The following is a 19,833-nucleotide window of genomic DNA, read 5'->3' as shown; positions in this document are numbered from 1 at the left end:
CTTCAGTCTTCCCATTATAGCATGAACTTTTCTTTCTCCCGAATCCGTCCGGTCCACAGTTGATTGACGGGCAAATTTCTTTGGTGTTTGGCCCCCAAACGGACAATCGCCCCGTTTAAATAATCAATTTCCGTCGGCCGGTGGTGTTTCACATCCTGCAGCATGGAAGAAAAATTGGCGGAAGTCCGCCGGCAAACCTCATGAATTTGTTCCCATATCTGCTGGAACGGAAGCGAAATCCCTTCCAGTGACGCCACTTCCGCCACTTCTGTTAAAATCCCCTCTTTTTCCGCATCATATTTGGGGTGTAACAACGCACCGTTTCGGATTTCATACCAAGCAGTCATCGGATTGATCACGCAATTGACGGCCAACTTCCCCCAAAGCCTTTGCCGGATGTCTTCATCATATTGAAGAAGGTCTTTTCCCGCTGTTTCCAGCAAAGACCTGAGTGCCGGCGACGTTTTTTTATCCCCATCGGGATAAGAGCCGATCCAGCTCGTTCCTTTTCCCGTATGCCTCACATGATTGCCGTTTTTTAATGCGCCTTCCGTCGTAACCGCCAAATAGGTTTCGCAACGGGAAGACAACTGTTCCAACCATTTTTGGTGGCCCCATCCGTTTTGAAAAAACAACACCTGTGTTTCCGGGTGAATCACGTTTTTCAACAGGGGAATAACCGATGGCAAATGGTGTTGTTTCACCATCACCAAAATGACATCAAAGGGGGGGTCTTCCCGGATCCAACCGGCCGGCCGGGCCTTTACCCGGATTTTTTTCCGTTCTCCCGACAACGTTGTCAAGGTGATTCCCGTATTGTTTACTTGCCGGGCCTGACCGGCCGTACGGGTGACCAGCAAAAACGGACCGGTTCGGGGTGCAAGGCGTGCAGACCATAACAATCCCAGCGCTCCGCCTCCCCATACTGCTATTCTCACCGTTTCATCCCTCACTTTGGCTAAAAAAAGAGAGCCATTGGGATCATGGCTCGTAAACGTCTTCATTTTCTATCATAACCTTTTTCTCATACAGGGTAAACGGGATGTTTCCGTTGGCTGAATTGAAGCTGTTTGCTCGCATAAGCCTCGAAGCGCCGGCTTAATTCCGTCCGCAATTCATCCGGCTCCACAATGCCGTCAATCACCATTTCGCCGGCCAGACGGTAAATATCGATGTCTTGCTTGTATTCTTCCCGCTTTTCCATGACAAAACGGGTTCTCTCCGGTTCTTCCAACTCCCGGATTTTGTTGCTGTACACCGCGTTGACAGCCGCTTCCGGCCCCATCACGGCAATTTGTGCCGTCGGGAGGGCCAGGCAACAATCCGGTTCAAAGGCCGGGCCGGCCATGGCATACAATCCGGCGCCATATGCTTTCCGGACAATGACCGAGATTTTGGGCACGCTCGCCTCCGAAACGGCGGAAATCATCTTTGCTCCGTGCCGGATAATCCCGGCCCGCTCCACTTGCGTCCCGACCATGAAACCGGGGACGTCCGCCAAAAACAACAACGGAATATGGAAAGCATCACATAAGTTAATGAAACGGGTTGCTTTGTCCGCCGAGTCCACAAACAAAACCCCGCCTTTGACCTTTGACTGGTTTGCCACAATCCCGACAACCTGCCCGTCAATCCGAGACAATCCGGTGATCAATTCTTTGGCAAACAAGCTTTTGATCTCAAAGAACGACCCTTCATCCACCAGGCTTTCAATCACTTCCATCATGTCAAAAGGAGTGTTTTGGTGATCCGGGACAATTTCCGAAACGGGACGCGCCTTTGGGGACGGTTCCTTCGCTTCAACAGGCTCCGGGCTTGTCTGGTAGTTGGCCGGGAAATAACTTAAATACTTTCGTGCGGATTGAATCGCTTCTTCCTCCGACGAAACCAGCACATCCCCGCATCCACTCACGGTACAGTGCATCCGCGCTCCGCCCATTTCTTCCAGGGAAACTTTTTCCCCGATCACCATTTCCGCCATGCGCGGGGAACCCAAGTACATGCTCGCGTTTTTGTCCACCATGATCACAATATCGCAAAAAGCGGGGATATAAGCTCCGCCGGCCGCTGAAGGCCCGAACAAAAGACAGACTTGCGGAACCATTCCGGACATTTTTACCTGGTTGTAAAAAATGCGGCCCGCTCCCCTCCGGCCGGGAAACATTTCAATTTGGTCCGTAATCCGGGCACCGGCCGAGTCCACCAGGTAAATCATGGGGACTTTCAATTTCATGGCCGTCTCCTGAATTCGTATGATTTTTTCCACGGTCCGCGCTCCCCAGGAACCGGCTTTCACAGTGGAGTCATTGGCCATAACGCAAACCGTTTGGCCGTTGACCTTTCCAATCGCCGTCACCACACCGTCCGCCGGGAGATCACCGGCCATGAAGTTGGCAAACAACCCGTCTTCCAATTGAAACTCGTCATCAAACAACCGTTTCAATCGATCCCGCACGAAAAGCTTGTTTTGTTGCTTCAGCTTTTCATGATATTTGGGAGCACCCCCTTTTTGCACGGTTTCTTTGTTTTTGCGCAATTGCCCGACAACGGATTCTTTCACAAACCATCCCTCCCGGTTTATTCCCCGGTATAGCGGGGTTTTCTTTTTTCTTCAAATGCTTTGAGCCCTTCCTGCCGGTCTTTTGTCGGAATCAGCGTTTCATAAGCCGATGTTTCCAGAGCCAGCCCGGTCATGAGATCAGTCTCCAATCCGCGATCAATGGCCAGCTTGGCCTGCCGGACCGCAAGCGGTGCATTTTCTCCGATTCGTCCGGCCAACCGGCAAGCCGTCTCCAAAGCTTTTCCTTTCTCCGTCACTTCATTGACGAGACCCCGTTTTTCCGCTTCGGATGCGGTGATTTTTTGTGCCGTGAATATCCATTCCTTTGCCTTTGCTTTTCCGACCAACCGTGGAAGGCGCTGTGTCCCCCCTGCTCCCGGAATGATCCCGAGCGACGTTTCCGTCAGCCCCATCACCGCATGTTGTTCGGCAATCCGGATATCACAGGCCAAAGCCAGTTCCGTCCCGCCCCCGAAAGCGAACCCGTTGATGGCGGCAATGACGGGCTGCGGCATTTGTTCGATGCGGGTGAAGGTATCCCGAATCAACCGGATAAAACGGCGAACCTCCCTGTCATCCATCGTGCGGCGCTCCTTGAGGTCGGCTCCCGCGCAAAAAGCTTTTTCTCCGGCTCCGGTAATAATCACGGCCCGTGCCTTCGGATGATCGGTCAACGTTTCAATCGCCGACTGCAATGCCTGAAGTGCCGGCATGTTCAGGGCATTGTGTACTTCAGGACGGTTGATCGTGACAATGGCCGTATGCTCTTTCCACTCAGTGACCACCGGTGCCATCTTCATTCCCTCCCCCGCTTTCTTTTTTCTTGGCCACATAACTTTGCAACACTTTGGAGGGCAACGTTTTTCCCAAATACTTCTGCACATACAGGCTGGTTTCACACAGCCGGTCCAGATCGATTCCCGGGTCGATACCTTGCCTCTTCAGCATGTAAACCAGGTCTTCGGTGGCCAGATTCCCCGCCGCTCCCGGTGCGTACGGACAACCGCCCAAGCCGCCGAAGGAAGTATCCAGGGTGTGAATTCCTTCTTCCAGACAAACATAGGCGTTGGCCAATCCGGTCCCGCGGGTGTCATGGAAGTGACCGGCCAGTTTCGAAGCTGGAACCGCTGTCAAAAGGTCTTTCAACCGTTTTTTCACTTCAAGAGGCGCGGCAACCCCGATCGTATCGCCCAATGAAATTTCGTAAACCCCCATATCCAGAAGCTGTTCACAAATGTGAACCACGTTTTGAAGCGGAACATCCCCTTCATACGGACATCCGAAGACGGTGGAAACGTACCCCCGCACCCTCTTCCCATGTTGGTGTGCGAGTTGAACCACTTCCCTTAAAACCGGAATCGTGTCCCGGATGCTTTTATTGATATTCTTCCGATTATGGCTTTCGCTCGCGGACAAAAACACGGCATACTCATCGACGCGGGTGTCAAGGGCTCGCTTCAACCCCCGCAGATTCGGAACGAGCGCTCGATAGGTCACCGGCAAACGGGGAAGACCGGAAGCCAACCGATCGGCATCGGACAATTGGGGAATCCATTTGGGATGGACAAACGAAGTCACTTCCAGATGCTTTACCCCCGATTGAAACAAGCGCTCGATAAGTTCCTGCTTCACTTCGGTTGCCAACGTGACGGGCTCGTTTTGCAACCCGTCCCTCAAGCCGACTTCCACAATTTTGACATCCACTTGGATTACGCCACCTCGGATCAGAGTTTTTAAGAAAGCTCGATCAAAACATCTCCGTCACTGACAAAGGAACCGGATTCCACCTTGATTTCTTTGACAACGCCAGAATATTCCGACTGTACCGGCACTTCCATTTTCATCGATTCCAAAATCACCACATCCTGTCCGGCCTCCACTTTGTCCCCCACGGCCACCAATACTTGCATGACGGTTCCCGCCATGGTCGCTTCCACTTTGGCCATTTGACTCACCTCATTTTAAAATGTTTTGGATCAATTTCGTATCATAATTCCCTTGCTGAAACAGTTCGCTCTCCAACACGCTTTTTAAGAGCGGAAGATTGGTTTGGATCCCCTCCACCTTACACTTTCGCAAAGCTTCTCCGGCTTTTTCCAACACTTCCGCCCGACTGCAACCGCTTACAATCAACTTGGCAATCATGGGATCATAAAAGGGCGAAACCACGTTTCCTTCCTGAATCCCCGTATCCACGCGCACACCTTCTCCTTCGGGAAAAGAGAGTCGGGTCACTTTACCCGGCGAAGGCAAAAAACGTTTCGGATCCTCAGCATAGATGCGAAACTCCATGGCATGGCCCCGGCACGAAATTTCCTCCTGCTTTAGCGGCAAGCAATTTCCTTCCGCCAGCCGGATTTGCCAGTCCACAAAATCAACACCGGTGATGGCTTCCGTGACAGGATGTTCCACCTGCAAGCGCGTGTTCATTTCCAAAAAATAAAATTGTTCGGATGCATCCACCAAAAATTCAACCGTGCCCACTCCGGTAAACTGTGCCGCTTTGGCTGCTTGGACCGCCGCTTTTCTCAATTTTTCGCGGGTGGATTCATGAATGGACGGCGATAATCCCTCTTCGATCACTTTTTGATTCCGTCTTTGCACCGAGCACTCTCTTTCATACAAATGAACCACATTTCCGTGTTGGTCTGCGGCAATTTGGACTTCGATGTGCCTTGCAGGAGAGATCACTTTTTCGATAAACAAACCGTCATGGCCAAAATAAGCCTTGGCCCGGCTTTTCAGCGATTGAAAATGCTTTTTCAGCTCTTCTTCACTCAAACAAACTCGCATCCCGATTCCGCCCCCGCCGGCGCTTGCTTTGACCAAAACCGGATAACCCATTTCCCCGGCCACGGCGACGGCGTCATCCGGGCGGGACAAACCGTCGGAGCCCGGAATGACCGGAATTCCCGCTTTTTTCATGGTTTTTCTGGCCACGACTTTATCGCCCATCCGCGAAATGACGGAAGGATCCGATCCGATCCAAATCAGCCCGTTGGCTTGCACTTTTTCGGCAAACACGGCATTTTCCGATAAAAAGCCGTAACCCGGATGAATCGCATCCGCCTTGGTTTGAAAAGCGGCATCCAAGATCGCTTCCATATTCAGATAGCTTTTGGGAACCGGGGGTGGACCGATGCAGACGGCTTCATCCGCCATCCGGACAAACGGCATTTCCTGATCCGCTTCGGAAAAGACCGCCACGGTTTTTAACCCTTTTTCCCGGCACGTTCGGATGATACGGCAGGCGATTTCTCCCCGGTTTGCAACAAGTACCTTTTTTATCGACATAATTCACCTCTTTATTCTAAAATAAATATAATCATTATTAATGATTATATTTTAAATTGTTCTACAAAAACGGTTTTTACTCCTTCTCAAATAAATCAAAGTTTTGTGGTAAAATAGGGGGAACAAGAATAAAAATCTTAAAAATTCAGGGGGCAGGAACCATGAATGCTTTAAAAGTCGAAAGATTGAAAATTAATTATAAAACATTCGAGGAATTCCAACAATTCCATGAGTTCGGACTTCCGGAATTATCCATGTTGGAAGATCTGCAAGAGAATATGGTGGAAAACAACAGCCATTCCCCTTTTTACGGCATATACCAAGATGGAAAACTGGCGGCCAGAATCAGCTTATACCGGGTGGATGCCAAATATGACCGCTATTTTTCACCCGCTCAGGATTATTATGAAATTTGGAAGTTGGAAGTGTTACCCCCGTTTCGCCGACAAGGCATGGGAAAAGCGCTGGTCTCCTACGCCAAAAGTTTGGGATTGCCGGTCAAAACCAATGCCCGCTGCCGGACGGATGAATTTTGGAAAAAAATGGGCTTCACCCCCGTCAAATACCACCCGGAACGCGACCGCGGCGAAAGTCCCTATGTCTGGTTGCCGGAAGGGGTCGCTTTAAAAGATTGAGGGATTTTCACACCCATAAACGGAAAGACCCACATGTTTCAATATGCGGGTCTTTTTTTTACTTGTCGATCTGCTCCAGGGATTCTTCCCCCGGTTTGAACCGGCTCTTGTCTTGCAATTCCCCATCCCCTTGAATCGCCAGCTTGCGGGCTCTCTCCATGATTTGCACCAGGGTGCGGTAATCATCATTGACAAGACGGTAATCGCTCTTTACATCATTCAGTTGTTCTTTCATCTCTTGGTTTTCTTTTTCCAGCTTCCGGATCTGGTTTTCCCGTTCCTTCAATTCCTTTTCCAATTGTTGTTGTTGCCTTTGTAGTTCACTCACTTCCGTTTTATATTGACGCAAAAAGCGGATGATCTTATCGATGGACTGAACCATGTTTTCGGAAGACAAAGAATCCGGCCGGAAACGGTAACCGGTTTTGCCCCGTTCCTGTAACTTTTTTTGCCGCTGTTGCTTGGCGATTTGAATGGCGGATTCGTACTTTTTGCGTACCGTGCTGTTCCATCGGAATCCGCAAGCAGCCGGGGTTCTTCCCAACTTCTCGGCCACTTCCTCAAACGCGGATAATTGTGTTCCTCCTTCCCGGATATGCCTTAAAGTCACTTCCGCCAAAATCATGTCATCGTCAGGAGTCCAAGCATCCTGGCGTTTCACTGCCATAAACCGTACCTCCTATCCCTCTTAAGCCCCTCTCACACAAGGTCAACTTCCTTATCCTTACTATATGCAATTGATATAAATCATAGTATATGGATCTACTAATTTTTATTACCATCCGAATGTAGAAGTATACCCCAGCAGGGCGAAATAAAAGAAATCGAAGTTACGGTTTTCCTTTGTTCATTTCGTGCGGGTACGCTTTAAAAAATCGGAAACCGCCCGATGGTGACTCTCGCTTTCCCACAAAGCGGCACAATTTTCCGCCTCTTGATGCAAAAGCTCCGCAGTGTCTTTGCCCTCCCGGACTGCTTTGGCAAGCAATTTATATCGGGCAGTGACTTCCGGAGAACCTTTCACCAGGGAATCAACAAACCGCTTGACTTCATCCCAAAACCGGTCACGCTCCCATACCCGATCAACCAGTCCCGTCTCAAAAGCCTCTCTTGCCTCCATCACTTTTCCGGACAACAAAACCGGCAAGGCCCGTCCCGGTCCGATTTTTTTCATCAACCGGCTGGCGCCTCCCCACCCGGAAGTAATATGCAAATTCACCTGGATCATCCCGAACCGTGCCGAATCCGAAGACACACAAAGGTCGCAGCTGGTGGCAAACTCACACCCGCCTCCCACGGCAGGCCCCTCCACCGCCGCAATCGAAAGCAAATGCGACTGGTAAATCCGTTCCAGGCATTTTCCCATCCGCAACATGACGGGCCGGATTTCTTCCGTTTTGGTCATTTGGTGAAATTCCCCCACATCGCCTCCGGATAAAAAAGCTTTCTCATCGCCGTAAAATACAACCGCCTGCAATTGTTCATCCTTTTCCCATTCATTCCATACGGACTCCAACTCTTCCATCATCTTCTGATTCACTGCATTTCGGACTTCCGGCCGGTGAAAACGGATCCATCCGGTTTTCCCCGTTTTTTTCACTTGAATTGTCTCCATCATGGAACATCCTTTCTTCATTGCTTGATAGCCGCATGACACTGAGGGTATAATAAATCTGTCATCGTCTTCTGAGATCTCAACGTATCAGGGTACATAGAAAGGAGTGGGACCATGGACCGCATGTTTCGTGTTCTCGGTTTCTGGGCTTTTGCGATCGCCCTCATGTTCCTGGCTGGCCAAATGTACATCCCGGCCTTCCTTTTCATCGCGCAAACCATCCTCTTCACGGTATTGGGTTACATGCGTTTCACGGAAAAAACATATATGTATCTGTTTGGTGGTTATATGTTTATTTCCTTTATCGGTATGGTTGGGTATGCCACTTTCATGATGTAATATTTACGAAAAGATTGCAAAGCGTTTTCACTTTAAAAAACCTCATCCCGGCGGCTCTTTTCTTTGTGGTGAAAGCAAAAGAAAAGAGCCGTCTTTTTTGACGGCTCTTTTTCATGCTTCATCGATACTTGGAATGTTCACGGCCGGATCCACTTCTTGATCATAGTCGACGCCCTCTGTTTCAAAACCAAACAGCTGGAAGAAATCGCGGCGATATCCTTCAATATCCGAAATTTCTTCCAAAGTGGCGCTGTCGATCAACTCCCACTGCTCCATCACCGCCTGCTGCACTTCCGGCATCATTTCCAAATCATCAATCCGGATGCGCCCTTTTTCATCCACGGGCACTTCTCCGCCTTGGTAAAGTCTTTCCGAAAAGAGACGGTACATTTGCATGATGCAGTCTTCGTGCAACCCTTTTTCTTTCATCACTTTGTACAAGATGGAAATGTAAAGCGGAACAATCGGAATCGCGGCACTGGATTGCGTCACCAGGGCTTTATTGACAGACACAAATGCCCGTCCGCCCAAGTCTTTCAGTTTTGCGTCCAGTTCATGAGCGGTTTTTTCCAAATGGTCTTTGGCTTTTCCGACGGTCCCTTCCCGGTAAATGGGGAAAGTCAATTCCGGACCGATATAGGAATAGGCAATGGTGGTGACGCCTTCTGCCAACACATCCGCTTCTTTCAAAGCGTCCATCCACATCTGCCAATCTTCCCCGCCCATGACTTGAATGGTGTCATGAACCTCTTCGTCGGTGGCCGGTTCAATCGTCATTTCGGACACGTTTCCGCTGTGGAAATCCACCGCTTTGTTGCTAAAGGGTTTTCCGATCGGTTTCAAAACGGAATGGAAGGTCTCTCCCGTTTCCGGATGGACTCGCCGGGGGGCCGCCAGGCTGTAAACCACCATATCCACTTTGCCCCCCAAACGGTTTTTGATCTTTTGGATCGTTTGTTCTTTGATCTCTTTGCTGAATGCATCCCCGTTTATGCTCTCTGCCACCAATCCGGCTTTACGGGCTTCTTTCTCAAAAGCCGCCGTGTTGTACCAGCCTGCCGTGGCCGTCCGGTTTTTCACACTGGGTTTTTCAAAAAACACCCCGATGGTGTCGGCTCCGCAACCAAAAGCCGCCACTATCCTCGAAGCCAGTCCGTAACCGGTTGAAGAACCGATAACCAGCACTTTTTTCGGCCCGTCAATTTTGGGCCTGCTTTTGACATAATCGATTTGATTTTGCACTTGCTTCGCACAACCGTCCGGATGGGCCGTTGTGCAGATAAAGCCGCGAAATTTCGGTTTAATGATCATCTTTCATCCTCTTTCATTCATTTTTTTTCACCAGTGGATTTGGTCTGGATGAGCACTTGGAATGCTTCGCCCATGGTTTCGGGATGAATGAGCTGCTTGATGGCCCGAAGCCGCTTTGCATCCTCGCCAAACGGATCCCTCCCGGGGGATTCAGGCAGCCAGTCAAACACGCCCGCCTCAATCAAAAACCGGGACTGGGACCATAACTGCTCCCCCGTAAACCCGGCCTCCCGGCCCCATTCGATCAAATGGGAAAAATTCACGTCATATGTAAGATCCTTTTCACCCGGATCCGAATAGAAATCATGGCAAACCCGATGCGCTTGATAGGCGCGGATGGTTTTTCCCTTTTGCAGTAATTGTTCGCCGGTCCCGCCATAGTCAATGGTAACCAGCACTCCTTGCTCCATCCAGCCGGCAATTTCCTGCAGCCAGTCACGCGCCGCCAGACAGATTTCCATCTCTTGGCCTTCTTTTAATTTCATAAGCCAACTTTCCATTTGTTGACGGACGGGACTGTCTTCAGACAAAGGAATCCACTTTTCCTTCAAATAAGGCTTCCGGTTCATGGTGGTCACAAACGCCTCAGTCCATCTGCCCTGATCTTTTTTTATCCGATGAACCGGAAAAGCGTCAACCAGCTCGTTGCTGTAAATAAATGAGAAAGGCCGTGCAGGAATGTCGCTCAAGCGGTTGACGGTCCGAAAACCGACCGGGGACGAGGCGAAACGTTCTTCCAGCAAACGGCGATGATACGGGCTGGTTTCGATTAAGTAAAATGAGATCTCTTCCGGGGAAAAACCCTGCTCCATCAAACCTTGCGCAAACTGTTCGGCAATGCGGCCGTCACCGGCTCCCCATTCAACAATCGTCCAACGGGACCGGATTTGGTTTCTTTTCAGCCAGTCTGCAAAAAAACGGCTGAGCACCTTGCCAAACAGGTCACCCACGTGCGCGTTGGTGAAAAAATCACCCTTTTTCCCCAATTTGGTCTGTTCTTTTGCGTAATAACCCCATACCGGATGATACAACGCCTGTTCCATAAACCGGGGAAACCCGATGGCACGGAGGCGGGTCGATTCAATTTCTTGAATCAACCCGTCCAAGAGAGAATTACTCATGACAAGCTCCCCTTATGAGAAATCAAACACATTGGCGCTCAGGTACCGTTCGCCGGTATCCGGAGCCATGCAAACCACTTTCTTGCCTTTTCCCAACCGCTTCGCCACTTGCAGAGCCGTCCACACCGATGCTCCTGATGAAGGGCCGACCAGCAGGGCTTCTTGGCTGGCCAACTTGCGTGTGGTTTCAATGGCGTCTTCATCACTGACATGAAAAATTTCATCATAAATGGACTGATTCAACACCGGCGGGATAAACCCGGGGCTTGTCCCCGGAATTTGGTGCGGTCCGGGTTTGCCGCCCGCCAGGACGGGGGAGTTTTCGGGTTCGACCACCGCAATAAATAAATCCGGCAAATGAGATTTTAAATATTCTCCGGTTCCCGTAATGGTTCCTCCCGTACCGGCCGTTGCCACAAATGCATCGATCTTTCCTTCCATCTGCTCCAAGATTTCCGGTCCGGTCGTGTTGCGGTGAACTTCCGGATTGGCCTCATTTTGGAACTGATAAGGCATGAAGGAATTCGGAATTTCTTTGGCCAGTTCTTCCGCTTTCTTAATTGCCCCGGGCATCCTTTCCCTGCCCGGTGTCAACACCACTTTGGCCCCGTAGCCTTTTAAGAGTTTAATCCGTTCCTGGCTCATATTGTCCGGCATAACCAAAATGGTTTCATAGTTGCGCGCGGCACCGACCAGTGCCAATCCGATTCCGGTGTTGCCGCTGGTGGGCTCAATAATGGTTGCCCCCGGTTTTAAGACTCCCCGTTTTTCCGCATCCAGGATCAAGTTCAGCGCCGTGCGGTCTTTGACGCTTCCACCGGGATTAAATTTTTCCAGCTTCACATACACATCCGCCCAGTCCGGCTGAACCAGACGGTTTAATTTGACCATCGGGGTCCGGCCCACCAATTCCAAAATATTTTCCGCAACGCTTACTCTTTGCTGACGGGTCCGTTCCATTCCAACATTCCACCTTTTAAATTAAACAATTGTTCAAAACCTTTTTGGGACAAAACCTCTGCCGCGATCACACTCCGCCGGCCGCTCCGGCAAACCAGCAAGATCGGTTTGTCTTTGGCATGTTCCAATTCATGAAAACGGTTTTCCATTTCATCATATGGAATGTGGGCCGCTCCGGGAATATGCCCTTCTTGATATTCTTCATCCGTGCGCACATCCACCACCACATATTGCTCCGGGTCAAAAGCCTTGCTTAATTCTTTGGCTTCAATATCCTGATATTTGCTCACACCGGTCACTCCTTTGGTAAAATGGGTAAAATATGAATGCGAAGTTGGTCAAGGTTCAAGGGACCTTCCACTATCTTGCGGATTTTTCCCTCTTTATCAATGAAAAAAGAGCTCGGAATCGGAACAATGCCGTAAAGCTCAGTGACTTCACGATTTCGGTCCAACAAAACCGGAAAATTCAATTGATATTGCTCCACAAAAGAAGAAACAGCCACATCGGTTTCCGCAATATTGACGGCCAACACCTCAAACCCCTGGTCTTTGTACTGGTCATAAGCATTTTGCAGCGCCGGCATTTCTGTGCGGCAAGGTTCACACCATGTCCCCCAGAAATTGAGTAAAACGGCTTTTCCCCGGTAATCGCTCAGCTGCACCGTTTTCCCGTCCAATGTCGTCAGGGTAAAGTTGGGTGCCGGTTCTCCTTCCTGCAATCTGCTTTTTGAATCCTGGGTCACGGCCTGATATAAAGCATAACCAATTAAAACCACCATCACAAGAAACAAGATGCGCCGCACCCAGTACCTCGTTTTTTTGTCCATGGCCTCACCCGACTTTCTAATCCAATGTACCTCAAATCAAAATCCTTGAAAACCTGTGACTTTTGCCAGCCAGGCGGTGAAAACCGTCATCTGATCAGTATATAACAAAACCCCCAGCAAAACCATCAATGCCCCGCCGGCCTTCATCAATTTTTCCGAATACCGCAAAATCCAACGGGTTTTTCCCATGAAAAATGCCATCAGCAAAAATGGAATCGAAAATCCTAAAATATAAGCCGTCACATAAACAAATCTCATTTCCGGATTCAAAGCCGTAAGCGTGATGATGGCGGCAAAGATCGGGCCGATGCAGGGGGTCCATCCGGCGGAAAAACCGATCCCCACGGCCAGCGAACCCAAATAGCTGACATTTTTTTTGGACACCTGCCATTTATACTCACGCATTAAAAAAGCGGGCCGAAAAATCCCCAGCATAAACAAACCCATCGCCACAATGAGAACGGCCCCCAGCATCCGAATCAGATCCTGGTATTCTTTAAAATAAGCGCCAAACCAGCTTGCGCTGAATCCAATGGCATAAAAAATCATGGAAAAACCGATAAGAAAAAAAACGGTATGCAACATGACTTCCCGCATCCGGCGTTTTTCCTTCAGCTGGTTGACTGAAATTCCCGTGATGTAGGAAAGATAGGACGGATACAGCGGCAAAGAGCACGGAGAGACAAAGGAAAGCACCCCCGCTCCAAAAGCCAACCACCAGCTGACTTGCTCAACCATGATTTCTTCCCTCCCTTTTTCATTGCATCAGTTCTTGCACCGCAGAAAAAAGCTGTTTTTCCGAAACGGCCCCCATAAAGTGATGGGTGATTTTTCCGTTTTCATTGATGATAAACGTGGCGGGAATGCTGAACAATTGATATTGGTCCACACCGACCACCGTCCCGTTCCGGTCCCGGTCAAGGGCGACCGGAAACGTGTACCGGTGGTTGTCAAGATAAGGTTTGACATCGCTTTCATCGCGCTCCATCGCGGTTTCATTCACCATGATCACATTGATCTTTTCGCCGTATGTTTCATGCAATTTTTGGAAATAAGGCATCTCCTCCTTGCATGGCGGGCACCAGGTAGCCCAGAAATTCACGACGGTCGGTTTCCCCTGGTTTTGATATAACTCCACTTCTTCACCGGATAAGACGGGCAACTTAAAATTGGGCGCACAAAATCCTTGTGCCGGTTTGGGTTCCCCTTGGCACACCACCCGGTTCATCACGGAAGTCGAATTTCCTTTTGGTTTGTCAACGGCCATGAAGACGGCTCCTGCCACCGCTGCAGCCAAAACCGCGGCAATAACGGTTTGTCGCTTGTTCATTGCAAACACCCTTTGATGATGGACTCATTGCTTCGTTGTCCAAAGTATATGTCAACGGCCGGATTCTTTAAACCTTATTTACAGCATTCCGGTCACAAACGGATTATGCATCTGTTCCCTCCCGATCGTGGTTTCCGGTCCGTGTCCGCACAAAACACGGGTTTCTTCGGGAAACTCCATGATGATGTCGTGAATGGTGCGCATCAGGGTCTCGTGATCCCCTCCCGGCAAATCCGTTCGCCCGATGGAGTCTTGAAACAAGACATCACCGCTCAATAAAAGGGAATCCACCACATAAGTCACACTGCCCGGCGAATGGCCCGGCGTATGTATCACTTCCCATGATTTTCCGAGCAAAGTCAGCACCTCTTTGCCTTTCAGCAAATGGTCCGCCGGTTTCGCTTGCACTTTCGGCAACCCGAAAAACGAGGAGCCGTTCAGATCCGGATTGGTCAGCCAATCCGCTTCCGCCTCATGGACATAGACCGGAGCCCCGGTCAATGAACGAACCTCTTCCAGCCCGCCGATATGGTCAAAATGAGCGTGCGTCAACAGCACCGCTTCAATCTTGAGTTCCAATTCCTGAATCCGTTCAACCAATGGTGCCGGTTCCATGCCCGGGTCAATCACCACACCGCGTTTTTCATCCGGAAGATAAAGCAACCAAGTGTTGACCATCACCGGCCCCAATACAAAAGATTCCACCTTCATCTTCTCACCCCATCTCATTCATCGGATTTATGCTCATTCTACACTGAAAATGCGCTTTTCAGCAAAACGGTACATGGAAGTTCCGTTTTCGGACAAAATAAACACAAATATACGGAAAGGAAGTGGGACCGGATGAACACACTTCTGAAAACCATCAGCGGTCTTGCCGGCCTTGTCTTGATTCTTTCGGCTTGTTCGCAAAAAAATGAACCTCCGGCGGACAATGCATCGCCTTCACCCAATCAGCCACCGCAAACTGTGAAAGTCAGGCAGACCGCTCCGAACGAAAAGAAAGACCAGTCGTCCCAGGCCGTTGCAAACCGCCTGGTGACCATTGCTCAAAACGTCCCGAACGTCAAAGGGGCCTCCGCCATCGTGCTTGGCAAATACACCATTGTCGGGGTGGACCTGGATCCGACCCTGGACCGGGGAAGAACCGGCACCATCAAATATACGGTGGCCCAAGCCCTGAAAGAAGATCCGCAAGGAGCCAATGCACTGGTCACCGCGGACCCCGACATCACACAGCGGATCCGGGAACTGAATGAAGATCTTCAAAACGGCCGTCCGGTTCAAGGAGTGATGGAAGAACTGGCCGAAATCGCAGCCCGTATCGTTCCGCAACCTTCCAGGGAAACCGAGAAAAACGAACACCCCCCCTCGAAGGAAGATCAACAGCGGCTGAAATAAAAAAGCAAACATCGGGATTTTCCCATGTTTGCTTTTCTTCTTTTTCTTTTGTTAATCAATTGATCAAACTTGTTTGCCTTCCGCTTTCATAAAATATAGTATACTAGAAAATAGCCTATTTGATCCGTTAAAGGAAGATGCCTCATGAAAGTGATTTGCATTTTGTGTGACCAAGTTTTCCGTCCGGACCCGCTCACAGAGAAAAAAATCAAAAAGCATCCGCACCGGATTCAAATTTGTCCGCAATGTCACGAACGAATCACCAAACAAGTGACGGAACGGAAAAAAAATCAATCTTCAAAGACTTGATTGTACTTTGGTTCCGCCATGATGTCGCGGAGCAATTGTTCCGCCGTGTCTTTTGGGAAAATCTCCTCTTTTTCTTCTCCATCCACCTGATAACAAACCACATACCGGTCTTTTTCTTTTCTCTTTTCCAAATTTTCCACGCGGTGATCTTCCCGCAACATTTCCTCAAAAAACTGCACGGTGTCCCGTGCAGAACGATCGCTGGGCCTTGCATCCTGAACCACTTGAATTTGCAGCCAGTTAAACAGAGCATCCTTGAGTTGCATGGTCATCTCTCCCTGATTTCATGCCATTTTTTCGTCTTGTTCTTTCTTTCGCACCAGATAAAGCCGCAACCGCGTCACTGCAATCAACACCACCGTGACCAGCAGCGCGGGAACGATGGGCAGTCCCATCAGATGAAAAAGGGCGAGCAGCCAACAGCCGACAGCCAAAGTAATGTAAACCAACACCGTTTTTAACACGGGCAGCCGGACCGCAAATGCCGTTTTGTAAATCACGGCCGTTAACACCAAAATCACGAGATAAATGCCTGAAATCGGTAAAGAATTCAACCAGTTATTGAGCCATGCCAACATCTTACACCCCTTTTATCCTTTCAATTGATGGAGATATTTCATCTCTTCACTGTATTCTTGTTCATCCTCCACCGGCGTTTCCAGAACCACGGGCAATCCTTCAAAACGGGGTTCTTTCAGAAACAGCGACAAGGCTTTTTCCCCGATTTCCCCTTTGCCGATTTTTTCATGCCGGTCCTTCCGGCTTCCGGCCGGGGCTTTGCTGTCATTAAAGTGAATCGCCACCAAATTTTCAAGATACTTCGTCTTTTCCATTTCGTTCACAAGATCTGAAAAGGTTTCTTCCGTCCAGATCCCGGCGGCAAACCCGTGACATGTGTCAAAACAGAATCCGATTTTCTCCGGCGCATCGGTGGCTTCCCGAATGTCGACAAGCTCCTGAATCGTAAGTCCCAATTCGCTGCCTTGCCCGGCGGTGTTTTCCAGCAGCAGCTTGGTGTTTCCTTCATAATCCGCCAAAATTTTATTCAGTGTCTCCACCATTCTTTCACGACCGTACTCTTCCCCTTCCCCCACATGTTTTCCGCAATGAACCACCGCTCCGACAGCGCCGTAAGCTTCGGCAATCATTAAATCTTCCTTGATGGAACGAATGGTCACTTCATGAAGATCCGGTTTGGGGGTGGACAAATTGGTGATATAAGGTGTATGGCAAACCAACGAAATGCCGTGCTCTTCACAAAATCGCCTTCCCCGCCCGGCATCCGTGTGATTTAATTTTTTGGGGCGTAAGCCACGCGGATTTTTCGTAAACACCTGAAACGAATCCGCTCCCAATTCGCGGGCTTTTTGCGCAGCTTTGTAAAAACCTTTGGCAACGCTGATATGACAACCGATTTTCATGGACTTCTCCTCCTGTAAAGACAAAAAGCGCCTGAGGTAAAGGCGCCGTTCACGTTCATATTTTATCACTTTTCCTTTGGCGATAGCAACTTTCTCATCCGGTCCGGATAGTTGGTGATCACTGCGTCCGCCCCGGCATCCATCAACCGTTTCATCTCTTTTTCCTCATTCACCGTATACGGACGGACCCGGATTCCATGCCGGTGACAACCGTCAATCATCCCGGTGGTGACGGCCAGATGATGCGGATGAACCGCATCCACCCCCAGATACTTTGCATACACCCAAGGATCGACCATGCCGCAGGCGTAAAGCGCACCGGTTTGCATGCCGGGACGGGCTTGTTTCACAGCCAACAGCGACTCATGCCGGAAAGAAGAGAGAATGACCCGGCCCTGCACGTGAAACCGCTCCACTTCTGCAATCACTTTCTGTTCCAATCCGGGATACCGGATGATGCCGTTTTTCAGCTCGATGTTGATCTCAACAGGAACCCCTTCGAGCCTTTCCAGCACTTCACCCAATGTGGGAACGGGTTCGTTTTGAAAGGATGGATGAAACCAACTTCCATTATCCAGTTGTTTCAGCTCTGCCAGCGTCATGTCTTTGATCCATCCGGTTCCGTCGGTGGTCCTGTCCACTTTTTCATCATGCATCACAATCACATGCCCGTCGCGGCTTAAATGCACATCCAACTCCACGCCGTCCGCCTTGGCTTCCACGGCTTTTTCAAAGGCAGACAACGTATTTTCCGGAGCCGCCCCCGAAAAGCCCCGGTGGGCAAACACTTTGGTCAAACTCACCGATTCCACCCACAATACTTTCGTTCTTTCCTGTTGATTTCCACACGCCGCTTTGGCATTCCTTGTCAATTCGGGAAAAAAGATGCCCTCATCCCAACCGGACGGCGAGTTGGATCAACGTGCGCGTCATCACGCCGGTTGCCCCTTTGACGAATATCCCTTTTTCTTTGGGGGATTCAACCGTTCCGCCGATATCCAAATGGACAAACGGGGTGTCTCCGGCAAAAGCTTTTAAAAACATGCCCCCCTGGATGGCTCCGGCCGGAAAACCTCCTTCATTTTTCAAGTCGGCAATATCGCTTTTCAGATATTCATCATATTCTTCGTACAGCGGAAGCTCCCACACCTTTTCCCCCGCGATGCGTGCAGCTGCTTTCACTTCCTCTGCCCACTTCTCATCATTACTCATCAAACCGGTCACCTCATAGCCCAACGCCACTTGGACCGCCCCGGTTAACGTCGCAACATCAACAATCCGGGTCACTCCCAACCGTTTCGCATAAGCGATCGCATCAGCCAACACCACTCTGCCTTCCGCATCGGTATGTTGGATTTCAACCGTTTTGCCGCTAAAAGTGGAAATCACATCGCCGGGACGGTATGCTTTCGGACCCACTCCGTTTTCGCACACCGGAATGACAGCGCATACATTAAAGTGCGGCTGCAATTCACCGATGGCATCCATCGCCGCCAAGACCGCTGCCCCCCCGGCCATGTCGTCTTTCATTTCCCCCATCAAGCGTGCCGGTTTAATTTGCAATCCGCCGGAGTCGAAAGTGATTCCTTTTCCAATCAGCCCCAGAACTTCCTGGCTGTCCGGCGCGCCTTGATACGTCAGCACAAGCATGTACGGATCATGGGCTCCGGCTTGTGCCACACTCAATAACCCGTACATCCCCAGCTCCTCCAACCGGCCGGTGGTGATGATATCAGCTTTCAAATTGCGTTTTTCGGCGATTTGTCTTGCTTCTTCGGCCAATTGGTCCGGAGTCATGCGGTTGCCCGGTTCATGTACCAGATAACGGGCGTAATTGGTGGCCTTGGAAAAGATTTGGCCGCGTTGTTTTCCGGCTTCAAACGCCGATTCCCGGAGCGTTGCGTCGGAAATCCACACAGCGTTGATTTTCTTTTTCGATTGCTCTTGTTTATAGGTGTGATGCTCATAAGTACCCAATTCCATGCCTTCAACGACCGATTGTACGACATCAACCGGATTGTACCTTTCAATGACAATGGAAGGACAACCGATTCCCAAACTGTCAATGCCTTTCTTTTTGGCGGTGCGGGCCACGGCCGCCACGGCATCTTTAAACGCCGGCAAATCCAGTTTGCCCTCTTTGCCCAAACCGACGACAAAGACACGACCGGACGGAATTTTCCCCCAATTGTGAAGAGTCGTAATCTCACCGAACTTTCCGGTGATTTCCCCCAGCGAAATGAGATTGGAAATCCGAAAACCGAGTGCTTCATCGATTTCCCGGGTAACGCCCAGCAAAGATTCGCGCTTTTGAAAATGAAAAACCACAATCGCATCCGCAGACAATGAAGCAAGCGGTTCTCTCGTCAATTTCCATTCCATTCAAACGCCTCCCCAAATCGGTTTCTGGATGTCTTAAATTAAAAGTGCATTATCTCTGTAAAAATTCTTGCATGTAACAGTTTCGACAAAATCAGACCCGTTTCCTGTCTTGGATAAATAGACGAAATTGTTTTATAACAGACACAACTAAGCATCAAGCGGATTGAAATATGAATATATACAATATATATACTTATATACATCTTTGGCATGTTTGTTCTTTCGCCGGTTTTCGCACGATCAATAATTCTCATCCCTTTTAATTTTTATAATATTTAAATAATTTATCGCCATAAATAAGAGACCCACGTGAGCGGGTCCGGATG

General features: G+C 49.7%; 25 protein-coding genes. 4 read left to right on the top strand and 21 right to left on the bottom strand.

Annotated features, from left to right (window positions below; genetic code table 11):
* Positions 1–14 precede the first annotated feature (14 nt).
* From NYE37_RS06030 to NYE37_RS06005, 6 genes are read right to left on the bottom strand one after another with little or no spacing between them, the layout of a single operon-like run.
* A complete protein-coding gene (locus NYE37_RS06030; protein WP_340711875.1) occupies positions 15–1,004 on the bottom strand; it encodes a ketopantoate reductase family protein in 990 nt (329 codons plus the stop codon).
* A 20-nt stretch (positions 1,005–1,024) separates the two neighbouring features.
* Positions 1,025–2,560, bottom strand: coding sequence for an acyl-CoA carboxylase subunit beta (locus tag NYE37_RS06025; RefSeq protein WP_037994990.1), 1,536 nt, complete (start codon positions 2,558–2,560; stop codon positions 1,025–1,027).
* A gap of 17 nt (positions 2,561–2,577) precedes the next feature.
* A complete protein-coding gene (locus NYE37_RS06020; RefSeq protein WP_049720298.1) occupies positions 2,578–3,354 on the bottom strand; it encodes an enoyl-CoA hydratase in 777 nt (258 codons plus the stop codon).
* On the bottom strand, positions 3,335–4,264 hold the full coding sequence (locus tag NYE37_RS06015) for a hydroxymethylglutaryl-CoA lyase (protein WP_037994992.1): 930 nt from the start codon (positions 4,262–4,264) through the stop codon (positions 3,335–3,337). Before NYE37_RS06015 ends, NYE37_RS06020 begins: the two co-directional genes overlap by 20 nt.
* 29 nt (positions 4,265–4,293) lie before the next feature.
* Positions 4,294–4,506, bottom strand: a complete 213-nt coding sequence (locus NYE37_RS06010; protein WP_037994995.1) for an acetyl-CoA carboxylase biotin carboxyl carrier protein subunit — start codon at positions 4,504–4,506, stop codon at positions 4,294–4,296.
* 10 nt (positions 4,507–4,516) lie between these two features.
* On the bottom strand, positions 4,517–5,848 hold the full coding sequence (locus tag NYE37_RS06005) for an acetyl-CoA carboxylase biotin carboxylase subunit (protein WP_037995151.1): 1,332 nt from the start codon (positions 5,846–5,848) through the stop codon (positions 4,517–4,519).
* Positions 5,849–6,015: 167 nt separating this feature from the next.
* Here NYE37_RS06005 and NYE37_RS06000 point away from each other — a divergent pair, with 167 nt between their 5' ends.
* Positions 6,016–6,489 (top strand): N-acetyltransferase, encoded by a 474-nt coding sequence (locus tag NYE37_RS06000; protein ID WP_049720299.1) that lies wholly within the window; start codon positions 6,016–6,018, stop codon positions 6,487–6,489.
* Positions 6,490–6,547: 58 nt separating this feature from the next.
* Here the strand turns inward: NYE37_RS06000 and NYE37_RS05995 are convergent, their stop codons facing one another.
* A complete protein-coding gene (locus NYE37_RS05995) occupies positions 6,548–7,156 on the bottom strand; it encodes an RsfA family transcriptional regulator (protein WP_037995000.1) in 609 nt (202 codons plus the stop codon).
* Positions 7,157–7,336: 180 nt separating this feature from the next.
* Entirely contained in the window at positions 7,337–8,104 is a 768-nt protein-coding gene (locus tag NYE37_RS05990; protein ID WP_049720300.1) for an enoyl-CoA hydratase/isomerase family protein, read from the bottom strand.
* A 114-nt stretch (positions 8,105–8,218) separates the two neighbouring features.
* On the opposite strand from NYE37_RS05990, the gene NYE37_RS05985 reads away from it, so the two are divergent.
* The gene (locus tag NYE37_RS05985) at positions 8,219–8,443 is read left to right on the top strand and encodes a DUF2626 family protein (protein WP_037995005.1); all 225 of its coding nucleotides are present in this window, start codon (positions 8,219–8,221) and stop codon (positions 8,441–8,443) included.
* Between the two features lie 111 nt (positions 8,444–8,554).
* Here NYE37_RS05985 and fabV read toward each other — a convergent pair whose 3' ends face one another.
* The 8 genes from fabV to NYE37_RS05945 all read right to left on the bottom strand — a co-directional run bounded on the left by fabV (position 8,555) and on the right by NYE37_RS05945 (position 14,705).
* The gene (fabV, locus tag NYE37_RS05980; protein WP_037995008.1) at positions 8,555–9,754 is read right to left on the bottom strand and encodes an enoyl-ACP reductase FabV; all 1,200 of its coding nucleotides are present in this window, start codon (positions 9,752–9,754) and stop codon (positions 8,555–8,557) included.
* Positions 9,755–9,771: 17 nt separating this feature from the next.
* The gene (locus NYE37_RS05975) at positions 9,772–10,875 is read right to left on the bottom strand and encodes a class I SAM-dependent methyltransferase (RefSeq protein ID WP_037995011.1); all 1,104 of its coding nucleotides are present in this window, start codon (positions 10,873–10,875) and stop codon (positions 9,772–9,774) included.
* Between the two features lie 12 nt (positions 10,876–10,887).
* Positions 10,888–11,835 carry a cysteine synthase A gene (gene cysK / locus NYE37_RS05970; RefSeq protein WP_037995014.1) on the bottom strand — a complete coding sequence of 316 codons (948 nt, stop codon included), beginning with the start codon at positions 11,833–11,835 and terminating at the stop codon, positions 10,888–10,890.
* Positions 11,808–12,125, bottom strand: coding sequence for a rhodanese-like domain-containing protein (locus tag NYE37_RS05965; RefSeq protein WP_049720302.1), 318 nt, complete (start codon positions 12,123–12,125; stop codon positions 11,808–11,810). Before NYE37_RS05965 ends, cysK begins: the two co-directional genes overlap by 28 nt.
* 5 nt (positions 12,126–12,130) lie before the next feature.
* Complete coding sequence (gene resA / locus NYE37_RS05960) at positions 12,131–12,664, bottom strand: thiol-disulfide oxidoreductase ResA (RefSeq protein WP_049720303.1); 534 nt, start codon at positions 12,662–12,664, stop codon at positions 12,131–12,133.
* 36 nt (positions 12,665–12,700) lie between these two features.
* Entirely contained in the window at positions 12,701–13,405 is a 705-nt protein-coding gene (locus NYE37_RS05955) for a cytochrome c biogenesis CcdA family protein (RefSeq protein ID WP_369792448.1), read from the bottom strand.
* Between the two features lie 16 nt (positions 13,406–13,421).
* On the bottom strand, positions 13,422–13,994 hold the full coding sequence (locus tag NYE37_RS05950) for a TlpA family protein disulfide reductase (RefSeq protein WP_049720304.1): 573 nt from the start codon (positions 13,992–13,994) through the stop codon (positions 13,422–13,424).
* Positions 13,995–14,072: 78 nt separating this feature from the next.
* Entirely contained in the window at positions 14,073–14,705 is a 633-nt protein-coding gene (locus NYE37_RS05945; protein ID WP_082240647.1) for an MBL fold metallo-hydrolase, read from the bottom strand.
* Between the two features lie 132 nt (positions 14,706–14,837).
* On the opposite strand from NYE37_RS05945, the gene NYE37_RS05940 reads away from it, so the two are divergent.
* On the top strand, positions 14,838–15,395 hold the full coding sequence (locus NYE37_RS05940; RefSeq protein WP_082813532.1) for a YhcN/YlaJ family sporulation lipoprotein: 558 nt from the start codon (positions 14,838–14,840) through the stop codon (positions 15,393–15,395).
* A 144-nt stretch (positions 15,396–15,539) separates the two neighbouring features.
* Complete coding sequence (locus tag NYE37_RS05935) at positions 15,540–15,704, top strand: DUF2197 domain-containing protein (protein ID WP_082240649.1); 165 nt, start codon at positions 15,540–15,542, stop codon at positions 15,702–15,704.
* Here NYE37_RS05935 and NYE37_RS05930 read toward each other — a convergent pair.
* The 5 genes from NYE37_RS05930 to NYE37_RS05910 form a co-directional block, all read right to left on the bottom strand.
* Positions 15,686–15,970 (bottom strand): hypothetical protein, encoded by a 285-nt coding sequence (locus NYE37_RS05930; protein WP_037995025.1) that lies wholly within the window; start codon positions 15,968–15,970, stop codon positions 15,686–15,688. The genes NYE37_RS05935 and NYE37_RS05930 overlap by 19 nt on opposite strands.
* An 18-nt stretch (positions 15,971–15,988) precedes the next feature.
* Entirely contained in the window at positions 15,989–16,279 is a 291-nt protein-coding gene (locus NYE37_RS05925; RefSeq protein ID WP_170151240.1) for a YlaH-like family protein, read from the bottom strand.
* 15 nt (positions 16,280–16,294) lie between these two features.
* On the bottom strand, positions 16,295–17,125 hold the full coding sequence (locus NYE37_RS05920; RefSeq protein ID WP_037995029.1) for a deoxyribonuclease IV: 831 nt from the start codon (positions 17,123–17,125) through the stop codon (positions 16,295–16,297).
* Positions 17,126–17,190: 65 nt separating this feature from the next.
* Positions 17,191–17,928 carry a glycerophosphodiester phosphodiesterase gene (locus NYE37_RS05915; RefSeq protein WP_049720403.1) on the bottom strand — a complete coding sequence of 246 codons (738 nt, stop codon included), beginning with the start codon at positions 17,926–17,928 and terminating at the stop codon, positions 17,191–17,193.
* An 88-nt stretch (positions 17,929–18,016) separates the two neighbouring features.
* Positions 18,017–19,507, bottom strand: coding sequence for a leucyl aminopeptidase (locus tag NYE37_RS05910; RefSeq protein WP_049720305.1), 1,491 nt, complete (start codon positions 19,505–19,507; stop codon positions 18,017–18,019).
* Positions 19,508–19,833: the final 326 nt, after the last annotated feature.

Source organism: Thermoactinomyces sp. FSL K6-2592 (genome assembly GCF_038006465.1).
Classification (GTDB): Bacteria; Bacillota; Bacilli; order Thermoactinomycetales; family Thermoactinomycetaceae; genus Thermoactinomyces; species Thermoactinomyces vulgaris.
The sequence above is the reverse complement of the archived record's forward strand: the minus strand, read 5'-3'. Positions and strand labels throughout refer to the sequence as shown.

What these genes read in the sequence shown, in the direction of transcription:
- NYE37_RS06030 (WP_340711875.1), bottom strand. Translation starts at nt 1,004, where the DNA reads ATGAAGACGTTTACGAGCCATGATCCCAATGGCTCTCTTTTTTTAGCC.
- NYE37_RS06020 (WP_049720298.1), bottom strand. Translation starts at nt 3,354, where the DNA reads ATGGCACCGGTGGTCACTGAGTGGAAAGAGCATACGGCCATTGTCACG.
- NYE37_RS06010 (WP_037994995.1), bottom strand. Translation starts at nt 4,506, where the DNA reads ATGGCCAAAGTGGAAGCGACCATGGCGGGAACCGTCATGCAAGTATTG.
- NYE37_RS06000 (WP_049720299.1), top strand. Translation starts at nt 6,016, where the DNA reads ATGAATGCTTTAAAAGTCGAAAGATTGAAAATTAATTATAAAACATTC.
- NYE37_RS05995 (WP_037995000.1), bottom strand. Translation starts at nt 7,156, where the DNA reads ATGGCAGTGAAACGCCAGGATGCTTGGACTCCTGACGATGACATGATT.
- NYE37_RS05990 (WP_049720300.1), bottom strand. Translation starts at nt 8,104, where the DNA reads ATGGAGACAATTCAAGTGAAAAAAACGGGGAAAACCGGATGGATCCGT.
- NYE37_RS05985 (WP_037995005.1), top strand. Translation starts at nt 8,219, where the DNA reads ATGGACCGCATGTTTCGTGTTCTCGGTTTCTGGGCTTTTGCGATCGCC.
- fabV (WP_037995008.1), bottom strand. Translation starts at nt 9,754, where the DNA reads ATGATCATTAAACCGAAATTTCGCGGCTTTATCTGCACAACGGCCCAT.
- NYE37_RS05975 (WP_037995011.1), bottom strand. Translation starts at nt 10,875, where the DNA reads ATGAGTAATTCTCTCTTGGACGGGTTGATTCAAGAAATTGAATCGACC.
- cysK (WP_037995014.1), bottom strand. Translation starts at nt 11,835, where the DNA reads ATGGAACGGACCCGTCAGCAAAGAGTAAGCGTTGCGGAAAATATTTTG.
- resA (WP_049720303.1), bottom strand. Translation starts at nt 12,664, where the DNA reads ATGGACAAAAAAACGAGGTACTGGGTGCGGCGCATCTTGTTTCTTGTG.
- NYE37_RS05950 (WP_049720304.1), bottom strand. Translation starts at nt 13,994, where the DNA reads ATGAACAAGCGACAAACCGTTATTGCCGCGGTTTTGGCTGCAGCGGTG.
- NYE37_RS05945 (WP_082240647.1), bottom strand. Translation starts at nt 14,705, where the DNA reads ATGAAGGTGGAATCTTTTGTATTGGGGCCGGTGATGGTCAACACTTGG.
- NYE37_RS05940 (WP_082813532.1), top strand. Translation starts at nt 14,838, where the DNA reads ATGAACACACTTCTGAAAACCATCAGCGGTCTTGCCGGCCTTGTCTTG.
- NYE37_RS05935 (WP_082240649.1), top strand. Translation starts at nt 15,540, where the DNA reads ATGAAAGTGATTTGCATTTTGTGTGACCAAGTTTTCCGTCCGGACCCG.
- NYE37_RS05930 (WP_037995025.1), bottom strand. Translation starts at nt 15,970, where the DNA reads ATGCAACTCAAGGATGCTCTGTTTAACTGGCTGCAAATTCAAGTGGTT.
- NYE37_RS05920 (WP_037995029.1), bottom strand. Translation starts at nt 17,125, where the DNA reads ATGAAAATCGGTTGTCATATCAGCGTTGCCAAAGGTTTTTACAAAGCT.
- NYE37_RS05910 (WP_049720305.1), bottom strand. Translation starts at nt 19,507, where the DNA reads ATGGAATGGAAATTGACGAGAGAACCGCTTGCTTCATTGTCTGCGGAT.